Source organism: Streptomyces sp. NPDC032745, assembly GCF_055579465.1.
Map to the genome: position 1 here is coordinate 117,503 of NZ_JBVING010000002.1, position 20,523 is coordinate 138,025.

Here is a 20,523-nt window from a genome sequence, read left to right on the forward strand (position 1 = left end):
ACCTCCTCGTGGTTCCGGAACAACATATGGTGCAGATTTAGCGACCGTCAACAATGCTCAATATCTCTCGTGAGGAGTTCCGGTGCCTGCGGGCCCGACTTCGTCAGCACCTCGCGTACGTCGGCGGGCCAGGGCGTGGTCCCGGTGGCGCGGGAGGCGGAGTGGGCGATGACCATCCGCCCGGCGGCGGCCTCCACGTCCCCCTCGCCGTGGACCGTGAACACGTAGTGCAGCGAGCTGGCGCCGACCTTGGCGACGCTCAGCTCGACGCGCACGGCCTCGCCGAACCAGAGCCGGGCGCGGTAGTCGGCCTCGAAGTGGACGCGCGGGGTGCTGCCGAAGAGGTGGGCCAGGCCCAGGCGGCGCAGCAGCACGGCCTCGGCCGCCTCGACCCACCGCACCACGGTGGAGTGGTGGTAGTGCCCGGCGGCGTCGGTGTCGGGCCATTCGACGCGGCGCTCGATGACCACGCTGGGCAGGTGCGGAACGAGGGCCTCGGGGCAGCCCGCGGCGCAGCCGCCGTCGGCCCCGGTCCCGGCTTCGACCGGGACCGGGGCGGGGGCCGGGGCCGGGGCCGGTGCCGGGACCGGGGCTGCGGCGGCCTGGGCGGCTTGGGCGGCTTGGGCGGCTTGGGCGGCGCCGTGATCCGGCAGCCGGGCGGCGGAGCGGGCCCATTCGCGCAGTTCGCCGCGCTGGAGCTTCCCGTTGCCGGTGCGCGGAAGCCGTGCGACGAACTCGACGGCACGCGGGTACTTGTACGGGGCGATGGCCCCCTTGACGTGGGCCTGCAGCTCACGGACCGTCGCCTCGTCCGCCGGGACACCGGCGGCGAGCACGACGTACGCCTTGACCAGCATGCCGCGCCGGTCGTCGGGGGCGCCGACGACCCCGCATTCCTCGACGTACGGATGGGCGGCGAGGGCCTTCTCGACCTCCGGGCCCGCGATGTTGTAGCCGGAGGAGACGATCATGTCGTCGCTGCGGGCCACGTACCAGAAATAGCCGTCGGCATCGCGGACGTAGGTGTCGCCGGTGATGTTCCAGCCGTTCCTGACGTACGCCGTCTGGCGCGGATCTGCGAGATAGCGGCAGCCGGTGGGTCCGGTGACCGCCAGCAGGCCGGGCTGCCCGTCGGGGACTGGGTCGCCGTTCCGGTCCACCACGGCGGCGCGGTAGCCGGGTACGGGCCGGCCCGTGGCACCGGGCCGGATGTCCCCGTCGGCCGCGGAGATGAAGACGTGCAGCATCTCGGTGGCGCCGATGCCGTCGATGATGCGCAGTCCGGTGGCGGCGTGGAACTCCTCCCACACGGCGGCGGGCAGCGCCTCTCCGGCGGACACGCAGCGGCGCAGCCCGGCCAGTTGGCCCACAGCGCCGGCGGCCATGATCGCGCGGTAGGCGGTGGGCGCGGTGAACAGGACGGTCACGCCGTGCTGGGCGACGAGGTCCGCCAGCTGCTGCGGCCCCGCCTGCTCGATCAGCAGGGTCGCGGCCCCGACGTGCAGCGGGAAGACCACGAGCCCGCCGAGGCCGAAGGTGAAGGCCAGCGGCGGCGTACCCGTGAAGACGTCGTCGGGGCGGGGTTTCAGCACGTGCCGGGAGAAGGTGTCGGCATTGGCGAGCACGTCGCGGTGGAAGTGCAGGGTCGCCTTGGGGCGCCCGGTCGTACCGGAGGTGAAGGCGATCAGCGCCACATCGTCCGCGGCGGTGGGGACGGTGGCGAACACGCCGCTCTTGGCCGCGCAGCGCGCGGTCAGGTCCATGACCCCGGGGCCGCCGTAGGCGAGAACCGGCAGTTCGGCGGGGCCTTGGCCGGCGGCCGCGGCGAGCTCGTCGACATAGCGGTGGTCGCACACGGCGACGGTGGGGCGGCTGATCTCGCAGAGCTCGGCGAGCTCGGCGGCGCGCAGCAGCGGCATCGTCGTGACGGCGACGCCGCCGGCCTTGAGGACGCCGAACCAGGCGGCGACGAGCCAGGGATTGTTGGGGGCGCGCAGCAGAACGCGGTTGCCGGGAACGAGGCCGAAGTCCTCGGTGAGGACCTGGGCGACCTGGTTGGCGCGCTGCTGGAGTTCGCCGTAGGTCCAGCGCTCGGTCGGGGTCAGCAGACAGGTGCGGTCGGGGCCCCAGCGCTCGACGGGTTCGTCGAGCAGGCGTCCGGCGCAGTTGAGGCGGTCGGGGTAGGCCAACTCCGGGAGATCGAAGTGGAGTTCGGGCCAGAGGGGGAAGGCCGGCAGCCGGTCCCTGCAGAAGGGGTCGGCGTGGGCGGAAGGGGAGAGCTCCATGGGGCGGCACCTCAATCAGGGAGCAGCGGGGGAGATGCGGAGCAAGTTATCTCGACAATTTTGCGTCCGTCAACATTGCTCGATATTTCGGTGACCGCGGGGCGGCTTCCGGACCGCCCGCGCACCGCTTCAGGCGGCCGGCGCGACCGGCAGGCACACCCGCACAGAAGTTCCGAACTCACCGGCCACGAACGAGAGTTCGCCGCCCGCCTCGGTCGCGAGCAGCTGGACGATCAGCAGCCCGCGGCCACTTTCGGCATCCAGGTCGACCTCGGCGGCGGGATGGCACAGCCGGGGCAGCCGGGCCCCCTGGTCGGCGACCTCCAGTCGCAGCCATCCCCCGCCGAAGGCCACCCCGACCCGCATCCGCCCGGTGGCAGTGGCGGCATGCAGGACGACGTTCCCGGCGAGTTCGCTGACGGCCAGCAGCAGAACGTCCACCGCCTCGGCGGCGATGCGCCAGTCCTCCAGCACGGCCCGGACGCGGGCCCGCACCACCGGGACGGCGACCGCGCTCGGCTCGAGCGCCCAGTGGGCGAAGCTGCGGACCCGGGCCGGGGCCGGAGCCGGAGCCCGGGCCGGGGCCGGAGCCGAGGCGCCGGCGGGCTGCGCAGGGACGGCGGCGACCGAGGCGGCCCCGGCAGGAAGGGTGGCGGTGGTGAACATGACGTACTCCCGGAGGGGGAATGCGACGCCGCCGTGAGTGTCTCGTGTAACTACCGGGGAACTCAGGTGCCCGATGGGCTTGTGGTCAGCGGAAACGCGTCGCTAGAGTCGTGATTACACGTGTAACACGCTATGCCTCCCCGGTGCCCCGCGCAAGCATTTCGGACAAACGTTACGAAGCCTGGGCCGCCCGCACCGGGACCCGCCGGCCTCCGAGGCCGCACACCGAATGGGATGAGCCGTAAATGACGCAGTCTCCCCCGGCCGAGTTCGACATCGCCGACATGACCTGGCCGCCCCCGCCGTTCCAGCAGCCCGTACCGCCCGTGACCGGCGCGGACGGCATACGCCGCTTCGACGGGATCACGTACGCGACCACCCCCGGCTACCGCCCCCGCCTCCTGGACGTACAACTCCCCGCGGGCGAAGGCCCCTTCCCGGCGGTCGTCTGGATCCACGGGGGCGGCTGGCTGGACGGCGACCGCCGCTACCCGCCGCCGACCGTGCCCGCCGCCCTGCTGCACGGCGCGGTCCTCGGCGCAGGGCTCGCGCTCGTCTCCGTCGACTACCGGCACAGCCTCGAGGCCCCGTTCCCCGCGCAGCTGCACGACGTCAAGGCAGCGATCCGCTACGTCCGGCGCTTCGCCGCCCCCCTCGGCATCGACCCGGACCGGATCGGCGTCTGGGGCGAGTCGGCGGGCGGTCACCTGGCCGCGCTGGCCGGCCTCGTCCGCCCCGGCAGCACGGACACCGGAACGCTGGCGGCGCTGGAGGGGGCCCACGGCGTCGGCTCCGGTGACACCGGTGTCCTGGCCGTCGTCGACTGGTACGGGGTCTCCGACCTGGTCTCCCTGGCCGGCCACCCGCTGCCGATGCCGACCGGCGCCGAATTCCCCAACCCCTACGAAGCCCTGCTCGGCGTTCCGGTGGCCGAGCAGGCGGAGCCGGCCCGGGTGGCGAGCCCGGTCACGTACGCCGTCGCGGGCTCGAACCCGCCGCCGTTCCTGCTGGTGCACGGGACCCGCGACGGGCTCGTCCCGTACAGCCAGAGCGAGGCCCTCGCCGAGGCGCTGACGGGCGCGGGAGGCGAGGTGGCGCTGCAGCCCGTGGAGGGCGCCGACCACATCTTCCTCGGCTCCCCCGACATCCCCGCGATCGTCGCGGAGAGCGTCGCGTTCCTGGCCCGGCACCTGGGTGCGGGGGCCTGAACCCCGCCCCGTCCCGGACACACCGCTTTGCAGACCGGTCCCACCGTGGGGGCGCGGCCCGGCCGCGCCCCCACGCGTACGTCGAAAGGCAGCCATGACCCGGCACACACTCACTTCGGCCCGCCCCACCGCGGCCCCGCCTAAGGCGGCGGACCTGCGCCGCCGCCCCGGCACCCTGCTGCTGGCCGTGCTGCTGCTCGGCCTGACCGCAGCACTGGCCCTCACCGTCCGTACGGACGTCGCGAACCCGCCGTTCCAGGGCGCGGACGACCGGTGGCTGCGCTGGATGGGCGGCCCGCACGACGGTCTCCCTGCGGCCCCCGCGGCCGTCCTCGACTGGTTCGGCGGCCCGCTGGGCGTCGTCGTGCCGCTCGGGATGCTGGTCTTCCTGCTCGTCCGCAGGCGCTGGACTTCGGCGGGCTTCCTGCTCGGGGTCTACCTCGTGGGCAGCATGCTGGTGGTCCAGGGGCTCAAGCACCTGGTGGACCGCCCCCGCCCGGCGCACCCGCTGGTCCGCGTCGACCACGGTTCCTTCCCGTCGGGGCACGCGGCGGGGGCGGCACTGCTCGTCGTGCTGGTCGGCGTCCTGCTGGTCCCTGCGGCCCGGCGAAGGGCCTGGTGGGCCGGTGGCGCGGTGTTCACCCTGGCCATGATGTGGAGCCGCACCTGGTTCCATGCCCACTGGCTCAGCGACACGGTGGCGGGTGCGGCGGCCGGCGCGGGGGCGGCACTGCTGGCGTGGTGGGCCTTCACCCCCGCCCTCGCCCGGGAGCACGACCGACGGCAGCGATCGGCCCCCGCGCGATCGGCCTAGTCCGAGGCGCGGCCTTCTCCCGCCATGAACCGCCAGACCAGGGCGTGGCCCAGGACGATCAGTCCGATCAGCATCAGGGCTTCGGCCTGGATGGGGCGCAGGCCGATGTGGCGGGCGAGTTCGGGGAAGGCGCCGACGACGGCGATCAGGACGTAGAGCAGTGCGGCGCCGGCCTGCTGCCAGGCGACGAAGTGGTCACCGCGGGAGCGGGCCAGCAGCCGCAGGGTGCACACGCAGCCGACCACGGCGAGGGCGATGAAGGCCACCCGCCAGATCTGTGGTTGCTCGGTGCCGCCGACCTGCGCGAAGAGGCCCATCAGGGCGGGCAGCAGGAAGGAGAGGTAGATCCCGCCGACGACGCGCCGCAGGGCAGGGTCGCGCATCCAGTCCGAGTGGCTCTGGACGACGTTCCACCACAGGCCGACCAGGGTGAAGCAGGTGGCGGAGAAGAGGGCGTAGAACGTGCTGACATCCATGGACGACAAGGATGGCAGCCGGCCCGGGCGCGATGGGCGCCACACGCCCTGCGGCCGCTCCGCCCCCGCCGGGACGGCCCAGTCGGCCACTTGTGCATCCTGCTCGGCCGACGTCCTGCGCTGCCTGCACCCGGGGCCGGTCGTGTGTCGTCCCGCAGGGCATCGGACCCTGCTGCCGAGCACGGGTGACGTGGCGTGCGCCCGCGACGACTCCCGGCCCGGTCCGGCCACCACCGGTCGAGCGGTTCCTCAGGAGGTCTCGCGGTGGACGAGGAGGGCCTCGATAGCAGGGAGCGGGGGCGTCTTCCCCGTCTCGATCAGCTCGTGGAGGGCGTCGGCGACGCCGGCTGCCGACGGCAGGTCCAGGCGGACCGTCGTGAGGGGCGGCTGCTGGAGGGAGGCGAGGACCAGGTCGTCGGAGCCGACGATCGCGACCTCGTCCGGTACGGCGATGCCCTCGGCCCGCAGGGCGTGCAGGAGCAGCGCCGCGTACTCGTCGTTGTACGCGAAGACGGCGTCCAGGCCCAGGCTCGGCCAGCGCCGGGCGAGGTCGATCGCGGACTCCCTGGTGTACGCGAGCTCGACGGGGGTCACCGTCGCCATGTGCCGGGCCGCGACCGACTCGGCCCCGGCGAGGCGCGGGCCGGCGAGGGTGCCGAGGCCGCGTTCCCGGGGCATGACCACGCCGATCCTGCTCCGGCCCCGGGCGATGAGGTGCTCGGCCGCGGTGGCGCCGATGTCCGCGTGGTCGAAGCCGATGGTGTGGACGCCCTCCACCGGGCGGGCGGCGAAGGCCAGCAGGCCGCGCACGCCGGCGCGGCTCAGCAGCTCGGCGGCCTGGGCGGTGAAGCGGTCGCCGTCGAGGGCGATGACGGCCGCCGGGCGCAGTTCGGCCCAGGCCCGGGCGGCGTCGAGGGGGTCGGCGAAGCGGCCCGCGTGCAGGACGGCCGTGTAGCCGTGGCGGTCGAGCTCGCTGTGGAGGTCGTCGACCCAGTCGCTGACGAGGCGGCCGATCGCGGAGACCGAGGCGGGCATCAGGACGAGGTTGCTGCGGCCGGCCCGCAGGGACCGGGCTGCGGCGTGCGGTACGTAACCGAGCTGCCGGGCGGCGTCGAGCACCCGCGTACGGGTGCCCTCGCTGACGCGGTGGCCGGGGGTGTCGTTCAGGACGAACGACACGGTGGCGCGTGACACCCCGGCCAGCCGGGCCACGTCGGCGCTGGTGATCGACACGGGCGACGCAGGGGTGCTCGTCTCCCTGGGCTCCTTGGGCATGGTCCTCGGTGCTCCCTTGGGTCGGCCTACACCTCTCCCCTCAGGTTACACGAGTTAGATCATTGGCCCCTGCGGGTTTCGTGCAGGCGGCGCGAGGGCCCTGCGAGATCGTCGAGGGCGGTGACGACGGAGTCGAAGCGCATCGTGGTCCGCGACTGCGCGCCGTACCGGTGCCACTGCGGCATGCCGGGGTGGTTGGGGTCGCCGGTGCGGACGAAGGCGATCCAGGCCCGGTGCATGGTCTGCGCGAGGCCGTCGCGGACGGCGGGGGCGAGCCCGGCGAGGAAGGGTGCGTGCGACCACTGCTCGAAGTTGTCGAATACGAAGGGGAGTTCGAGGCAGTGCGCGGCGCCGAGCCGGCCCTCGTACGCGGGGGTGGGGAGGTCGAACTGGTAGGCCCAGACGGGGTGCTCCGAACCGGCCCTGGCCTCGGCCAGGGCGACGGAGGGAACCCGGAAGAGCTCGTCCGTGATCAGGTCCATGAGGACGCCGGCCGGACCGGCGCCGGGGCGGGCCGTCTCGTACGCGGCGTAGACCTCGGGGGCGGCCTCGGCCCCGAAGGTCTCCGCGATCCGGTCGGTCACCTGTTCCCGGGTGGCGGTCGCGTACCCCTCGTCGAGGCCGAAGCCGAAGTTGGCCTCCTCGCGGGTCCAGCCGATCATGACGTCGATGCAGGCCGCGGCCCCGTGCAGCAGAGCCTGCGCCGGATGGCGCTCGAGCGTTTCCCCGTCGACGACGGGCAGGAACGGCGTCGGCCAGTAGCCCCACCGCATCGTGCGGGCGAACAGACCGCCGGCCGCGCCGATCAGGGCCGGCCAGGGCAGTGCGCGCAGCTCCTGCGCGGTCTTGGCACCGGCCAGCTCCCGATAGGCCTCGGTGCGTTCCCGGTACGCGCCGGGGCCGGGGAGGTCGAGCCCGAACGGCGGGCTCTGCAGGATCACCCGGCGGATCAGGCCGGCGGCCTGCGGGTGGCCTGCGAGGGCCGCGGTGGAGACGGCGCCGCCGGACTGGCCGGCGACGGTGATGTGGTCGGGGTCGCCGCCGAAGGAGGCGATGTTCGCCTTCACCCACTGCAGGGCGGCGAGCTGGTCGGAGAGCCAGGGGTTGGCCACCTCGTCGCTCTCGTCGCCACCCTCCGGGGGGAGGTAACCGAGCGGTCCGATGCGGTAGTTGATGCCGACGAACACCAGGTCGCCGTCCCGCGCGAAGGTCTCGCCGCCGTAGCCGGGCAGCGAGCCCGATCCGGAGACGAAGCCGCCGCCGTGGATCCACACCAGTACCGGACGGCGGGCGTCGTCCGCCGCGGGCGTCCAGACGTTGAGGGTGAGGCAGTCCTCGCCGAAGGGCGGTGACCCGTGGCCGCCGAGGACCGGGTCGCCGCCTTCGACGTACATCTGCGGGGCGCTGGGGCCGTCGGCGCTCGCGTCGCGCGTGCCGCTCCAGCCGGGATGCGGCCGGGCGGGCCGCCAGCGCAGATCGCCGACGGGGGGTGCGGCGTACGGGACCGCCCGGAAGACGGAGAGCCCGTCTTCGATCGCGCCGCGCAGTCGGCCTGCGGGCAGGTCGACCACGGGGGGCGGGGTGCGGTTCTCGGTGTGTGCCATGGGGGCCCTTCCTTCGTCGCTCCGGGGGCCGGCGGCGCGGTGGACGCACGCCGGCCCCGAACACGAGAATATGGCGCCGATTGGACGACCGTCAATGATTCTCGATATGTCGTTGGCCTGCGACTCCTGCGACTCCTGCGACCCTCACAGCCACAGGCTGTCGGCCGCGACCCGCTCGGCCTCGATCCGCAGCAGCGGCGCGAACGCCCTCCACAGCAGCATGACGCTGCCGGCGCCGGCCAGCGCCCCGGCGAAGGTGTCACTGAGCCACTGCGCGTGCAGCCAGGTCCGGCTGCCCATCATGGCGAGGACGTACAGCGCCGCGAACAGCCACCACCAGCGGCGCGCCCGCGGGGGGAACACCAGGACGGCGGCCACGAACACCAGCGTCACGGCACTGAACACCTGGCCGGAGGGGAACGAGCCGTCATTGACCAGGACCCACGGATGCGGCGGGCGGGGCCGGTCGACGAGCTGCTTGAGCGGGAGCACCAGGAGGACGTTCGCCACGACGCCGGCAGCGAAGGCGAACAGCCCCGACCGCCAGCGCCCGTAGACGCAGAGGCAGCCGATCAGACCGAGCGGCAGAACCATGCCGAGCGGGCCGCCGAGCCGGTCGAAGACGGTGGCGAGGCCGGTGAGGGCGTCGGCCCGCGAGCCGTTCATCGATGCGGCCCAGCTGTCGTCGAGCCCCTGGAAGACGGGGCGTTCGCCGACCGAGACCAGGAGGCCGATCAGCAGCGACCCGAGCAGGAGGACGGCCCCGACGGCGACCGCATGGCGGGGCGGGGCCGCCGGGAGGTGGTGCCGGGGAGCGGGGATCAGGGGCGGGGATGCGCGGTGCCCGGACCGGGGCACGGCGGAGGAACGTGGCATGACAGGCCTTTCACGGTGATCTCCCCAGGCGGTGGGGGCACGCGGAGAGCAGGCACAAGTGGTGGAGGACTTCACGGGGCCGAAGGCCGGGGAGAGCCGGGGGCCCGGGACCGGGGACGCCGGCCGCGGGCTCTTGCGGTGAGCGGCGACTGAAGTCGTCGCGATGCGGCACGGAGTATTGCGGATGCGTGACCACCGCCACAAGCGCAAGAGGGATTCCGGACACAACACCCCTGCTCAGTGGCCTTGAGGTGATGGTTACACGTCCTCGCAGAGTTACCCATCGGTCGGTCACGATCCGCACATCGCCACGTCACAACCTCTAGCGACGCCCAGAAATGGGTGCTACACAGTGTCCAAGCGCCGAAGGTGACACGTGTAACAACATCATGTGAACCGCAGTCGCCCGCCGAGCCTTCCCCAGGCGGCAGCACCTCGCCGCAGCCCCCGCACGGTGCACCCCTCTCCCCCACGGGCCCCCGCGCCGAGCCTCCCCACCCTCTTCTCGCCCCGTCCCCCGAGGAGTCGTCATGGCCCAGAACGAACTGATCGATTCGCCCGCCCCTGCGGATCCCGAACCTCCCCGCCAGCGCGCGCTCCTGCCCCTGCTGCTGGTCGCGAACTCCGCCCTCATGGCGGTCTACATGGGCGTCGGTTCGATCCTGCTGCCCACCCAGGTCGCGGCGATCGACCCCGACGACAAGGTCGCCGTACTCGGTGTGATCGGCGGGATCAGCGCGGTCTTCGCGACCGCCTTCAACCCGATCGCCGGCGCCCTCTCCGACCGCAGCGGCCGTCGCAACCCGTGGATCCTCGGCGGCGCCTTCGGCTCGCTCGCCGCCCTGGCGTTCCTCGGTTACGCGACCATCGCACTGCTCGTCGGCATCGGCTGGTGCCTCGTACAGGCGACCATGAACGTCTACCAGGCCGCGGTCACCGCGATCGTCCCCGACCGGGTGCCCGTCGCCCGGCGCGGTACGGCGTCCGCGCTGGTCGGGCTGGGCCTGCCGATCGGCGGCACGGTCGGGGTGCTGATCGCCTCCGCGACCGCGGAGCACCTGCGCACCGGGTACCTGGTCTTCGGCGCGATCGTCGCCGCCTCCGCACTGCTGCTCACCCTCCTGTGCCGGGATGTCCCGCGCACCGGTCCTGCCCCGGCCGCCGTCCCCAAGCGGGCCCAACTCGCCGCGTTCCTTTCGGCGTTGGCGAACCACGACTTCCGGTGGGCGTTCATCGGCCGGGCCCTGATGGTCCTCGGCTACTTCTCGGTCGTCGGCTACCAGCTGTACATCCTGGACGACCACATCAGCCTGCCCGCCGGGCTGACCCCGCCCGCAGCGATGGCGGTCCTCACCCCCGTGTCGATGGTCGCGATGGCCGTCTCGACCGTGGTGGGCGGGATGCTGTCCGACCGGTGGGACCGCCGCAAGGTGTTCGTCGGCGTCTCGGCCGCCCTCGCCGGGCTCGTCATGGTGGTCCCGGTGGTCAGCCCCACCTGGACCGGCATGCTCGTCTTCAGCGCGCTCAACGGGCTCGCGTTCGGCTGCTTCATGGCCGTCGACACCGCGCTGGTCACCCTGGTCCTGCCCCGGGCCGAGGACGCCGCCCGCGATATGGGCGTCCTCAACATCGCGAACGCCGGGCCGCAGATCATCGCCCCGTTCGTCGCCTCGGCCGTGGTGACCGCCCTCGGCGGATACACCCCGCTCTTCCTCGTCGGCGGAGCCCTCTCGCTGATCGGCGCACTCGCCATCCTCCCGATCCGCAGCGTGCGCTGATCCCCGGGCCGCCGCTGCCGCATCGCGGCGGCCCGGCTCGAACTCCGGCGGGCGCATGCCGAGGGTCGTGCGCCCGCCGGTCCTGCACCACACCCTCCTCGCACCACCCGTACCGCACCCTCGCCTCCCTTCCCTCCCTTTTCAAGGAGTTCCCTGTGAGACGCAAGCGAGTTCTGCCGCCGGCCGTGTTCATCGTGTGCACCGCAGCCCTCGCGGGTACGGCGCCCGCGGTCGCCTCGCCGCAGACCGCGCCCGCAGCGAGTACGGCGGCGCCCGCGGCCCCGCTGCGGATCCTGCTCACGAACGACGACGGCTACAACGCGCCCGGCATCCGCAAGGCGTTCGAGCGGCTGACCGCCGCCGGGCACGACGTCACCATCGTCGCCCCGCTCACCAACCAGAGCGGCACCGGCACGAAGATGATGAGCGCCCCGACCATCGCGGTGAAACACCCCGAGCCGAAGGTGTGGGCCGTGGACGGCACACCCGGCGACTCCGTCGCCTTCGGCCTCTCCGAGGTCTTCGCGGGACGCGCCCCCGACCTGGTGGTCTCCGGCACCAACTTCGGCCCGAACCTGGCCGGTCTCGCCACCCACTCCGGTACGGTCGGCGGCGCCGTCGCCGCCCTCGAGAGCGGCGTCCCGGCGATCGCGCTGAGCACCGGCGGCCTGGCCGTTCCCGATCCGACCGCCACCGTCAACGCGATGGGCCCCACCGTCGACTTCGCGGTGAAGCTGATCGACCGGCTGCGCAGCCGGGCAGGGTCGGGGCCGCTGCTGCCGAAGGGCGTCGGTCTGAACGTCAACCACCCGATCGTCGGCGCGGACGGCAAGGGCACCGCGGCCGGTGTGGCGGCGACCTTCCAGGACCCGCAGGCCCCGCTCCAGGCGGACTTCACCGATTCCGGGGACGGCACCTGGAAGGTGACCGTACAGGTCCGCCAGCAGCCGGCCGCCAAGGGCGGTGACGTGGAGGCGGTGAGCGCCGGCAAGATCGCCGTGAGCCCGATGAGCGCCGACTGGAACACCGGGCCGGCCGACTTCGCGGTCACCTCGGCCCTCATCGCCGGGCTCCGCCCATGAGGCGACCGCGTACGGCACGGTCGCTGCTCGCTGCCGCCTGCGCGCTGGCGGCCCTGCTGACCCCGGCGCTCCCGGCAGCGGCGGCCACGGCGGCTTCGTCCGGCGGGTCTGCGCGCCCGCAGGCCATCGTCGCGCAGGGCGTGCTGCGCGGGCAGGACCATGACGGCGACGGCGCCGGCGCCCAGGAGTTCCTCGGCGTCCCCTACGCCGCTCCCCCGGTCGGGGACGCGCGGCTGCGCGCGCCGCAGCAGCCACGCCGGTGGACCGGGGTCCGGGAGGCGGTCCGACAGGCCCCGGCGTGCCTGCAGTTCTCGCCGTTCGGGCTGAGTGATCCGCAGGCCGTCAGCGAGGACTGCCTGTACCTCGACGTGTACCGGCCCCGCACGGCCCGTGCCGGAGCCCGGCTACCGGTGATCGTGTGGATGCACGGGGGTGCGTACAGCCAGGGCACGGGCACGCAGTTCGGCGGCCGTACCATGGCCGATCTCACCGGCAGTGTCGTGGTCAGCATCAACTACCGGCTGGGGCAGCTCGGTTATCTCGGGCTGCCCGAGCTCGCCGGGGAGAATGCGCAGCGCTCCGGCTCCTTCGGGCTGATGGACCAGATGGCGGCGCTGCGCTGGACCCGGGAGAACATCGCGGCGTTCGGCGGCAACCCCGGCAACGTCACGGTCTCCGGGCAGTCGGCGGGCAGCGGTTCCGTCTGCGCGCTGCTGGCTGCGCCGTCGGCGGCCGGGCTGTTCCACCGGGCGGTGCTGCAGAGCGGGCCGTGCACGCTGCTGCGTCCGCCGGACGGCGCGCGGGCCGAGGCGCAGGCGCGGGCCTTCGCCACGGCCGCGGGGTGTACGGATCCGGCGGCGCTGGCCGGTTGCCTGCGGGCGGCTTCCGGGGCGGCGCTGGTCGAGGCGGCCCGTACGGTGCCCACCTCGGGTCCCGCGTCCGGTGACGGGCTGCTGCCGGTCGATCCGGCGACGGCCATCGGGAGCGGGGACTGGAACAAGGTGCCGGTGCTGATCGGGAGCACCCGGTCCGAGGCGCGCCTGTTCGTGGCGCTGACCCAGCCGTACCTGACGCAGGAGCAGTACACCGCGCAGGTCCTGGCGGGGTACGGGGCGGCCGGTCCGGAGGTGCTCGCCCGGTATCCCGTGTCGGCGTACGGGTCCCCGTACCTGGCGCTTTCGGCGGTCACGACGGACTCGACGTTCGCCTGCCAGACGGCGTGGACGGCGCAGCTGTTCGCCTCGCAAGTACCCACGTATTTCTATGAGTTCGATGATCCGAACTCGCCGACGCTGGCCGGGGCGCAGGTGCCCGGTCTCGACGAGTCGAATGCGCACAGTGCGGAGCTGGCCTATCTGCACGACTTCACCATGGGCGACCGGCCGCTGACCCCGGAGCAGGTCGCGCTCGCGACACGGATGAAGCGCTACTGGGGTGCGTTCGCGCGCCACGGCGTCCCGGCGGTGCCCGGGCAGACGGCGTGGCCGGCGACCGGGGCCACCGGCACGGTGCTCACCCTCAACCCCGCGGCGACGCGGACCGGTACCTCGTTCGGGTCGGACCACCAGTGCGCGTTCTGGCGGACGCAGCCGCCCCGGCCGGTGTAGTCCGGGCGAGCGCAGTGGTACGGGGGCGGCCGCGGCCCGGGATCCCGACGATCCCGGTGCCGCGGCCGCGCCGTGCCGCTCAGGTCAGGCGCTCGTGCTGCGGGACCTGCGGCGGCGCAGGGTGAAAGTGCCCGCCGCGAGGGCGACGAGGACGGCCCCGACGGTCAGCAGCCAGGCCGGGATGCCGCCGACGGTGAGCAGTTCCCCGGTGTAGATCACCTTGCGGTACGGGGTGTCGGCGGCGGTGGCGCGCAGCTCGTGGTCGCCGTCGATGCGGCCCGGCTCCGGGAACTCCTGGTCGATCGCCGTCAGGAACGCCGGCTTGCCGCCGGTGAGCGTGGCGAGGCCGTCCTCCGGGGTGACCGTGCCGGCGAAGGTGACCTTCGGCTTGGCGCCGCCGATCGGGGAGGCCGGCTCCATGCGGTGGTCGGCCAGGATGTACAGCCCGAGGGACTGCGGGGTCTTGGCCAGCCGGGACAGCCGCATCGGATAGATCAGCCGGTCGCTCTCGAAGCGGATCTTCAGCGGGTCGAGGGTTCCCGTCAGGGTCTTGCCCTGCTGCCGGGGGGCGAGGCGTACGGCGACGTACTCCCACTTCTGGTCGACGTACGGCTTCAGCTCGGCGGCGAGGCCCTCGGGCAGCTTGAAGCCGTTGGCCTCCAGCCAGTTGCGCAGTGCGTCGGGGTCGGTCGCGGTGAGGCGTGCGACGTCGAAGTCGCCGAGCTGTTCACGGCCGACGACTCCGACCGAGGGGTCGCCCGCGCCGGGCGGCCGGGCTCCCACGGAGTCGCCCGTATTGGATGAGAACGGCCAGTCCCGGTCGCGCGGCCAGAAGTAGCTGCGGGTCTTGAACTCGGGCCGGGTCAGCCAGGTCAGCTGCCGGAACATCTCCCCGTCGCCCAGCTCCACCGTGGCCCGCCGGGGTACCGGCATGATCCAGGCCGCTCGCGGGGCGTCCCCGCGGACGACGAACCGCATCACGATCTGTTCCGTACGGCCGTCGAAGCGCACGACGGACGTCTCACGTTCGACGCCGATCCGGGCGTAGCCCTCGGGGATCATCGCTCCGCAGCCGCAGGCGTACGCCGGGCTGATCAGCGATCCCAGCTGCGTCGCGAGCAGGGCCAGCAGCAGGGCGGCAATTCTTCGTTTCATCCACACGGGGTCTCAGACGTGGGCCCCCGTGATCCGGTTCCGGCCATGATCCGGGACTCGGTCCGGGACTCGGTCCGGAGCCCAGGTCCGAAGCCCGGTCCGGGGCTCGCTCCGGGCCCCGCTGCCGCCCCTGGTCACGGGGCCGTTCCGACTGGCGGAACCCCCTGGTCAGGCTGGTTCCCGATCCCCATACTGCTCGCATGAGAGGGACGGACAAGCCGCGCAGCAGCCCCTTGGTGCCCGACGCGGTGGGGGCGGAGATCGCCCGGCACGACTGGGAGACCATCACGTGCGGCTGCGGCCGCAGCGCGGGGCATCTCGTGGACACCTTGTGGGCGGCCGCCGAGGGGCATCCGGCCGCCTTCCGCGCCCTGGAGGGCCACGCCTTCCTGTCCGGGCACCTGCACCCGCCCGCTCCGGCGGTGTGCGGGGTGCTGATGGCCGTCTGGTCGGCGGGCCCGCCACGGCTGGCCACCCGCGAGGCGCTGCTGTGGACGCTGCTGTCCCTGCTCGGCTCCGAGGACGACGGGTCGGCGTACGAGGCCGGGCTGTACGGGCAGTGCGCGGCGTTCGTCCGTGCCGGCCTGCCCTCGCTGCGCCGCGCGGCGGCCGCCGCCGCGGGCTCCGTGTCGGCCGCCTACGTGGACGGCGTCGTGGAGCTGCTCGGTCTGGCTTCCTGACGGTCCTGCCGCGGAACACCGGTGGTAGCGGTGAGGCAGCGCCGCAGCAGCTCCGGAGTTACCTCCTCCAGGGACTGCGCGAAGGTCCGTACGGGCGAGGCCGGCACCTCCAGCAGCGACGGGACCACCAGCACCCCGCACCCGGCGGCCTCCGCGGAGGCCGCCCCGTCGGGCGAGTCCTCCACCGCCACGCAGTCCTGCACCGCGGCGCCGAACCGCTCGGCGGCCGCCCGGTACGGGTCCGGGTGCGGCTTCGTCCGGTCCGTGTCGTCGGCGGACAGGGTGAACGCGAACGGGACATGGGCCAGCGAACCGCCGACGACCGAGTCGACGACCAGCCGCGGCGAGGCGCTGACCAGGGCGAAGGGCACGCCCTCCGCCTCGAGCGCGGTCAGCAGCCGCTGGGCGCCGGGCCGCATCGGCGCCCCGGCCTCCACCCGGCCGAAGAAGTCCGCGGTCAGCGCCTGCGCCACCTCGGACGGGTCTCCCCCTCCGGAGACCCGTACGAGGTGGGCGGCGGTGTCCTCGACGGCGCGCCCGACGACCTCGGGGGCGTCCACGCCGGTGAGTTGGTGGCCGAGGCCCTGCGCGACCTGCTCGGTGGTGCGCCACCACAGCACCTCGGTGTCGACCAGGGTCCCGTCCATGTCGAACAGGACGGCCGCGAGGCCGCTCACGCGGACCGGGCCACGACGAGCACCGGACGCTCGGCCAGGCCGACGGCGGCCCGCGCACCCGGCGCCAGCTCGCCCGCGTCCCGCGAGGGCAGGTCCGCCTTGGCCGAGGTGCCGCCGGGCAGTTCGAGGTGGAGCCGGGTCACCGCGCCGAAGAAGGACGCGGAGACCACGGTGGCCGTGCCCTCGGGGTCGGCGGTCGCGGTGACGTTCTCCGGCCGGACCAGCACCTCCACCTCCCGCGTCGCCGTCGGGACCGGGCCGTCGACGGGCAGCCGGGAGCCGGCCACCTCCACCAGGCCGGAGTCGGTGAGCTGCCCGGGCAGCCGGTTCATCGTGCCGACGAACTCGGCGACGAACGGCGTCGCGGGGCGCTCGTACAGCTCGGCCGGGGCCGCGCACTGCTCGAGGCGGCCGGCGTTCAGGACGGCGACCCGGTCGGCCATCGACAGCGCCTCCTCCTGGTCGTGCGTGACGAACACGGTGGTGATGCCGAGGGAGAGCTGGAGCCGGCGGATCTCGTCGCGCAGGTTGGCCCGTACCTTGGCGTCGAGCGCGGAGAGCGGCTCGTCGAGCAGCAGCACGCGCGGGCGCAGCGCCAGGGCGCGGGCGAGTGCGACGCGCTGCTGCTGGCCACCCGACATCTGGTGCGGGTAGCGGTCCCCGTGGTCCGGCAGGCCGACCAGGTCGAGGAGTTCGGCGGCCCGCTCGCGGCGCTGGGCCGCCCCGACCTTGCGTACGCGCAGGCCGAAGGCCACGTTGTCGCGGGCGCTGAGGTTCGGGAAGAGGCTGTACGACTGGAACACCATCCCGGCGTCGCGCCGGTTGGCCGGTACGCGGGTGATGTCCTCGCCGTCGACCAGTACTTCACCGGAGTCGGGCTGTTCGAAGCCCGCGACCACGCGCAGGGCGGTGGTCTTTCCGCAGCCCGACGGGCCGAGCAGGGCGACGAGTTCGCCCGGCTCGATGGTCAGGTCGAGCCCGTCGAGGGCGACGGTGGAGCCGAACGCCCGCCGCAGGCCGCGGAATTCGACACGTGCGCCCGCGGAGGTCGCGCGTTCGTCAGAGCCCTCGGACTGCCTGGCCGCGGGAAGGGTGGTGGACATGGGGGTCAGGACTCCTTGCGGGAGGTGGGGGACGTACTGGGGGCGGAGGACGCCGTGGCGGGATTGGTCCCGGCCCGCGAGAGGACGAGCAGCAGCAGCCAGGTGATGAGCAGGCTGAGGATGGAGACGGCGACCGACATCCGGGCGTGGGCTCCGGAGATCGTGACGATCCACACGGCGAAGGGCCGGAAGCCCAGCAGGGAGGCGATGGTGAACTCGCCGAGGACCAGGGCCAGTGTGAGGAAGGCGGCTCCGGCGAGCGAGGACCGCAGGTTGGGCAGCAGCACGCGCAGGACCACGTACGGCCAGCTCGCGCCGCAGCTGCGGGCGGCCTCGACCAGTGTCGGCACGTCGATGGCGCGCAGTCCCGCGTCGAGCGAGCGGTAGACGAAGGGCAGCGCCAGCACGGTGTACGCGAGGACCAGGACGACGGGGAACTGCTCGTTCTGCACGGCCAGGAAGGTCTGGTAGAAGGGCGTCCGCGACAGGTGCTCGGGGCCCCAGCGCAGCACGGTGGTGATACCGGTGACCAGGGCGATCGGCGGGACCACCAGCGGCAGCATGCACATCACCTCCACGACCGGGCGCAGCCGGGGCGAGCCGAGCCGTACGGCGACCAGTGCGGGCACGGCGAGCAGCAGCGACAGCGCGATGGTGGCGGCGGCCAGTCCGAGGGAGAGCAGCATGCTCTCGGTGAACCCGTCGGCGGAGAGCAGCTGGGTGTACGCCTCGAAGCTGATGCCCTGGCCGGGCACGTGCACGGTGAAGACGAAGGAGGCGATGAGCGGGACGAGGAAGTACGCGCCCGCCAGCAGGAGCACGGCTGCGCGCCAGACCCGGGGACGGGGGCGGCGGCGCGGCCGGGAGGCCGGGACCTGCTCTGTGGAGCCGGCGGGGGCCGCCCCGGTGTCCGGGGCGGTCGGTGCGGGCGTCGGGGTCATCGCAGCCATCGGGCGCTCCGTCGCTGGAGGGGCAGGTAGACCGCCATGACGAGGCCGGCGATCAGGATCATGTCGAGGCCGAGGGCGAGCGCCACGTTCTCCTGTCCGGTCAGGACGTTGCCGGACAGCGCGTCGGCGATCTTCAGCGTGACCAGCGGTACGGAGCCGCCGACGAGGGCCGCGGCCGTGGCGTGCGCGGCGAACGCGGTGCCGAAGAGCAGCACGAATCCGCCGAGCAGCGAGGGCGCCAAGACGGGCAGTCCGACGTGGCGCCAGAACTGCCATCCGGTGGCCCCGTTGTTCTGGGCGGCTTCGCGCCACTGCGGGCGCAGCCCGTCCAGCGCCGGGGCGATCACGAGCACCATGAGCGGGATCAGGAAGTACAGGTAGACCACGGCGAGGCCGGTGAAGGAGTACAGGCTCCAGCCGAGGCTCGTGAGGTCGGCGAGCTGGGTGACGACTCCGGAGATGCCGACGGTGGCGATGAACGCGAACGCGAGGGGCACGCCGCCGAAGTTGGCGAGGACGCCGGAGGCGGTCAGCGTGGCACTGCGCAGGGTCCGGGACCGGGAGGTGACCACGGCCTGGGCGATCAGGACCCCGAGCACGCCGCCCACGGCCGCGGTGAGGGCGGAGAGCTGCACGCTGCCGATGAGCGAGCCGAGGTAGGGACCCTGGAGCGAGCGCGCGAGGTGCTCGCCGGTCAGCCGGGTGGCGCCGCTCGACGGGTCGGTCCGGGTGACCGCGCCGAAGGCGATGGCGCCGAGCGGGACGCCGAAGCAGAGCCCGGTGAAGACGAGGAGCGGGAGGGCGGCGAGCCAGGTGCGCGGGCCGCGCCGCCGGCGGCGGCTGGTGCTGCCGCCGGCGGTGCCCTCCGAGTGGGAGGCGGGGGTGGAGGGGGACATCAGGAGAGGGCCTTGTCCCACTTCTCGGCGAGGGTGGCCTTGGCCTTGTCCAGCTCCGCGGAGGCGGGGAAGGCCGGGGTGCCCTGGATCTGCGGGAGCTTGGCGGCGGCGTCCTTGTCGACGGTGCCGTCCTGGGTCATGACCGGGAGCAGGACCGGGCGGGCGTGGCCCTTCAGCCACAGGTTCTGGCCCTCGGCGCTGTACAGGTACTCCATCCACAGGCGGGCGGCCGCCGGGTTGGGGGCTTCCTTGTTGATGGCCTGCGAGTAGTACTGGGCGTAGACGCCGTCGGTGGGAACGGCGACCTTCCAGTCGACGCCCTTGCCCTTGAACTGCTCGGCGTAGCCGGCGTTCAGGTAGTCCCAGTCGATGGAGATGGGCGTCTCGCCCTTCTCGACGGTGGCCGGGGTGGACTCGACCGGGATGAAGTTCCCGCTCTTGCGCAGCTGCCCGAAGAAGTCGATGCCGGGCTGGATGTCCGCGAAGGAGCCCTTGTTGGCGAGGGCGGCCGCGTAGACGCCGCCGAAGGCCGAACCGGACTTGGTCGGGTTGCCGTTGAGGGCGACCTTGCCCTTGTACTCGGGCTTCAGCAGGTCCGCGAAGGTCGTCGGGCAGTTCGGGATCTTGGCCGCGTCGCAGCCGATGGAGATGTAGCCGCCGTAGTCGTTGTACCAGCGGCCGTCGGCGTCCTTCTGGCCGGCCGGGATCTTGTCCCAGGCGGTGACCTTGTACGGGGCGAACAGGTTCTCGCCGGCTCCGCTGCGCGCGAAGGCGATGCCGAGGTCCATGACGTCGGGGGCGCGCTTCTGGCCCTTGCGGGACTTCACTGCGGCGATCTCGTCGGAGCTGGAGGCGTCCGGGTTCTCGCTGTTGACCTTGATCTTGTACTTGGCCTCGAAGGCCTTGATGATCTCGCCGTAGTTCGCCCAGTCCGGCGGCAGCGCGATGACGTTGAGCTGGCCTTCCTTCTGGGCGGCCGCGACGAGGGCGTCCATGCCGCCGAGGTCGGCGAGCGAGGCGGCGGCGCCCGGCTGGACCTTGGACTTGCCGTCGGCAGCACCGGCGGCCTGGTCCGGAGCGGCGCCACACGCGCTGAGCGTGGTGAGGACGGCGGCGCTGAGCAGTACGGCTGCACCACGGCGGGCGGAGGAACTGAGCACGGTCTCTCCCGGAGACGGGTTCCTGACGGGGGTCTACTTGTCTGAACAAGTTGACCCCAGTTCGCCCGGCCTCCCTGTACGGACGGTGAACGGAGGCTGGACCGCGGGGCACGGCTCGACGAAGAGACGAGAATGACCGAAAGAAGCCGTGACATGAGAGGTGTAATGATCTTCGAGGCCTAGGCCGGCGGGCACTTCGGGATACCGTCGTCGGCAGGTTCGACAGCAAGG

The 20,523-nt window shown here is 73.1% G+C and carries 18 protein-coding genes and 1 pseudogene; 6 read left to right on the top strand and 13 right to left on the bottom strand.

Annotation, left to right across the window (positions count from 1 at the left end; all coding sequences use genetic code 11):
• Nucleotides 1-47 precede the first annotated feature (47 nt).
• The 3 genes and pseudogenes from ACZ5WG_RS04890 to ACZ5WG_RS04900 form a co-directional block, all read right to left on the bottom strand.
• Nucleotides 48-470 (bottom strand): acyl-CoA thioesterase, encoded by a 423-nt coding sequence (locus tag ACZ5WG_RS04890; protein ID WP_468721434.1) that lies wholly within the window; start codon nt 468-470, stop codon nt 48-50.
• 198 nt (nt 471-668) lie between these two features.
• Nucleotides 669-2,285: pseudogene (locus tag ACZ5WG_RS04895) on the bottom strand (AMP-binding protein); the annotation flags it as partial.
• Between the two features lie 129 nt (nt 2,286-2,414).
• Entirely contained in the window at nt 2,415-2,951 is a 537-nt protein-coding gene (locus tag ACZ5WG_RS04900; protein ID WP_468720685.1) for an ATP-binding protein, read from the bottom strand.
• A gap of 245 nt (nt 2,952-3,196) precedes the next feature.
• On the opposite strand from ACZ5WG_RS04900, the gene ACZ5WG_RS04905 reads away from it, so the two are divergent.
• Nucleotides 3,197-4,159 (top strand): alpha/beta hydrolase fold domain-containing protein, encoded by a 963-nt coding sequence (locus tag ACZ5WG_RS04905; protein WP_468720686.1) that lies wholly within the window; start codon nt 3,197-3,199, stop codon nt 4,157-4,159.
• Nucleotides 4,160-4,253: 94 nt separating this feature from the next.
• Complete coding sequence (locus tag ACZ5WG_RS04910) at nt 4,254-4,973, top strand: phosphatase PAP2 family protein (RefSeq protein ID WP_468720688.1); 720 nt, start codon at nt 4,254-4,256, stop codon at nt 4,971-4,973.
• Here ACZ5WG_RS04910 and ACZ5WG_RS04915 read toward each other — a convergent pair.
• The 4 genes from ACZ5WG_RS04915 to ACZ5WG_RS04930 form a co-directional block, all read right to left on the bottom strand.
• Complete coding sequence (locus tag ACZ5WG_RS04915) at nt 4,970-5,449, bottom strand: hypothetical protein (protein ID WP_468720689.1); 480 nt, start codon at nt 5,447-5,449, stop codon at nt 4,970-4,972. The two genes, ACZ5WG_RS04910 and ACZ5WG_RS04915, sit on opposite strands and share 4 nt — an antisense overlap.
• Before the next feature lie 249 nt (nt 5,450-5,698).
• A complete protein-coding gene (locus tag ACZ5WG_RS04920) occupies nt 5,699-6,724 on the bottom strand; it encodes a LacI family DNA-binding transcriptional regulator (RefSeq protein WP_468720690.1) in 1,026 nt (341 codons plus the stop codon).
• Nucleotides 6,725-6,783: 59 nt separating this feature from the next.
• Nucleotides 6,784-8,328 (bottom strand): carboxylesterase/lipase family protein, encoded by a 1,545-nt coding sequence (locus ACZ5WG_RS04925; RefSeq protein ID WP_468720692.1) that lies wholly within the window; start codon nt 8,326-8,328, stop codon nt 6,784-6,786.
• 144 nt (nt 8,329-8,472) lie between these two features.
• Nucleotides 8,473-9,204 carry a phosphatase PAP2 family protein gene (locus ACZ5WG_RS04930; protein WP_468720694.1) on the bottom strand — a complete coding sequence of 244 codons (732 nt, stop codon included), beginning with the start codon at nt 9,202-9,204 and terminating at the stop codon, nt 8,473-8,475.
• A gap of 530 nt (nt 9,205-9,734) precedes the next feature.
• Here ACZ5WG_RS04930 and ACZ5WG_RS04935 point away from each other — a divergent pair.
• The 3 genes from ACZ5WG_RS04935 to ACZ5WG_RS04945 all read left to right on the top strand — a co-directional run bounded on the left by ACZ5WG_RS04935 (nt 9,735) and on the right by ACZ5WG_RS04945 (nt 13,671).
• Complete coding sequence (locus tag ACZ5WG_RS04935) at nt 9,735-10,982, top strand: MFS transporter (RefSeq protein WP_468720696.1); 1,248 nt, start codon at nt 9,735-9,737, stop codon at nt 10,980-10,982.
• 155 nt (nt 10,983-11,137) lie between these two features.
• Nucleotides 11,138-12,064, top strand: coding sequence for a 5'/3'-nucleotidase SurE (gene surE, locus ACZ5WG_RS04940; RefSeq protein ID WP_468720698.1), 927 nt, complete (start codon nt 11,138-11,140; stop codon nt 12,062-12,064).
• Nucleotides 12,061-13,671 (top strand): carboxylesterase/lipase family protein, encoded by a 1,611-nt coding sequence (locus ACZ5WG_RS04945; RefSeq protein WP_468720700.1) that lies wholly within the window; start codon nt 12,061-12,063, stop codon nt 13,669-13,671. The genes surE and ACZ5WG_RS04945 overlap by 4 nt, the downstream gene beginning before the upstream one ends.
• Nucleotides 13,672-13,755: 84 nt before the next feature.
• On the opposite strand, the gene ACZ5WG_RS04950 is transcribed toward ACZ5WG_RS04945, so the two are convergent.
• Entirely contained in the window at nt 13,756-14,826 is a 1,071-nt protein-coding gene (locus tag ACZ5WG_RS04950; RefSeq protein WP_468720702.1) for a DUF2330 domain-containing protein, read from the bottom strand.
• 200 nt (nt 14,827-15,026) lie between these two features.
• Here ACZ5WG_RS04950 and ACZ5WG_RS04955 point away from each other — a divergent pair, with 200 nt between their 5' ends.
• Nucleotides 15,027-15,506: a hypothetical protein gene (locus ACZ5WG_RS04955; protein WP_468720704.1), complete on the top strand. Its 480-nt coding sequence runs from the start codon at nt 15,027-15,029 to the stop codon at nt 15,504-15,506.
• Here ACZ5WG_RS04955 and ACZ5WG_RS04960 read toward each other — a convergent pair.
• From ACZ5WG_RS04960 to ACZ5WG_RS04980, 5 genes are read right to left on the bottom strand one after another with little or no spacing between them, the layout of a single operon-like run.
• Complete coding sequence (locus tag ACZ5WG_RS04960) at nt 15,464-16,183, bottom strand: HAD family hydrolase (protein WP_468720705.1); 720 nt, start codon at nt 16,181-16,183, stop codon at nt 15,464-15,466. The genes ACZ5WG_RS04955 and ACZ5WG_RS04960 overlap by 43 nt on opposite strands.
• Nucleotides 16,180-17,286, bottom strand: coding sequence for an ABC transporter ATP-binding protein (locus ACZ5WG_RS04965; protein WP_468720707.1), 1,107 nt, complete (start codon nt 17,284-17,286; stop codon nt 16,180-16,182). The genes ACZ5WG_RS04960 and ACZ5WG_RS04965 overlap by 4 nt, the downstream gene beginning before the upstream one ends.
• A 5-nt stretch (nt 17,287-17,291) precedes the next feature.
• Nucleotides 17,292-18,236 carry an ABC transporter permease gene (locus tag ACZ5WG_RS04970; RefSeq protein ID WP_468720708.1) on the bottom strand — a complete coding sequence of 315 codons (945 nt, stop codon included), beginning with the start codon at nt 18,234-18,236 and terminating at the stop codon, nt 17,292-17,294.
• Entirely contained in the window at nt 18,224-19,132 is a 909-nt protein-coding gene (locus ACZ5WG_RS04975; protein ID WP_468720710.1) for an ABC transporter permease, read from the bottom strand. The genes ACZ5WG_RS04970 and ACZ5WG_RS04975 overlap by 13 nt, the downstream gene beginning before the upstream one ends.
• Nucleotides 19,132-20,292 carry an ABC transporter substrate-binding protein gene (locus tag ACZ5WG_RS04980; RefSeq protein ID WP_468720712.1) on the bottom strand — a complete coding sequence of 387 codons (1,161 nt, stop codon included), beginning with the start codon at nt 20,290-20,292 and terminating at the stop codon, nt 19,132-19,134. Before ACZ5WG_RS04980 ends, ACZ5WG_RS04975 begins: the two co-directional genes overlap by 1 nt.
• Between the last annotated feature and the right edge of the window lie 231 nt (nt 20,293-20,523).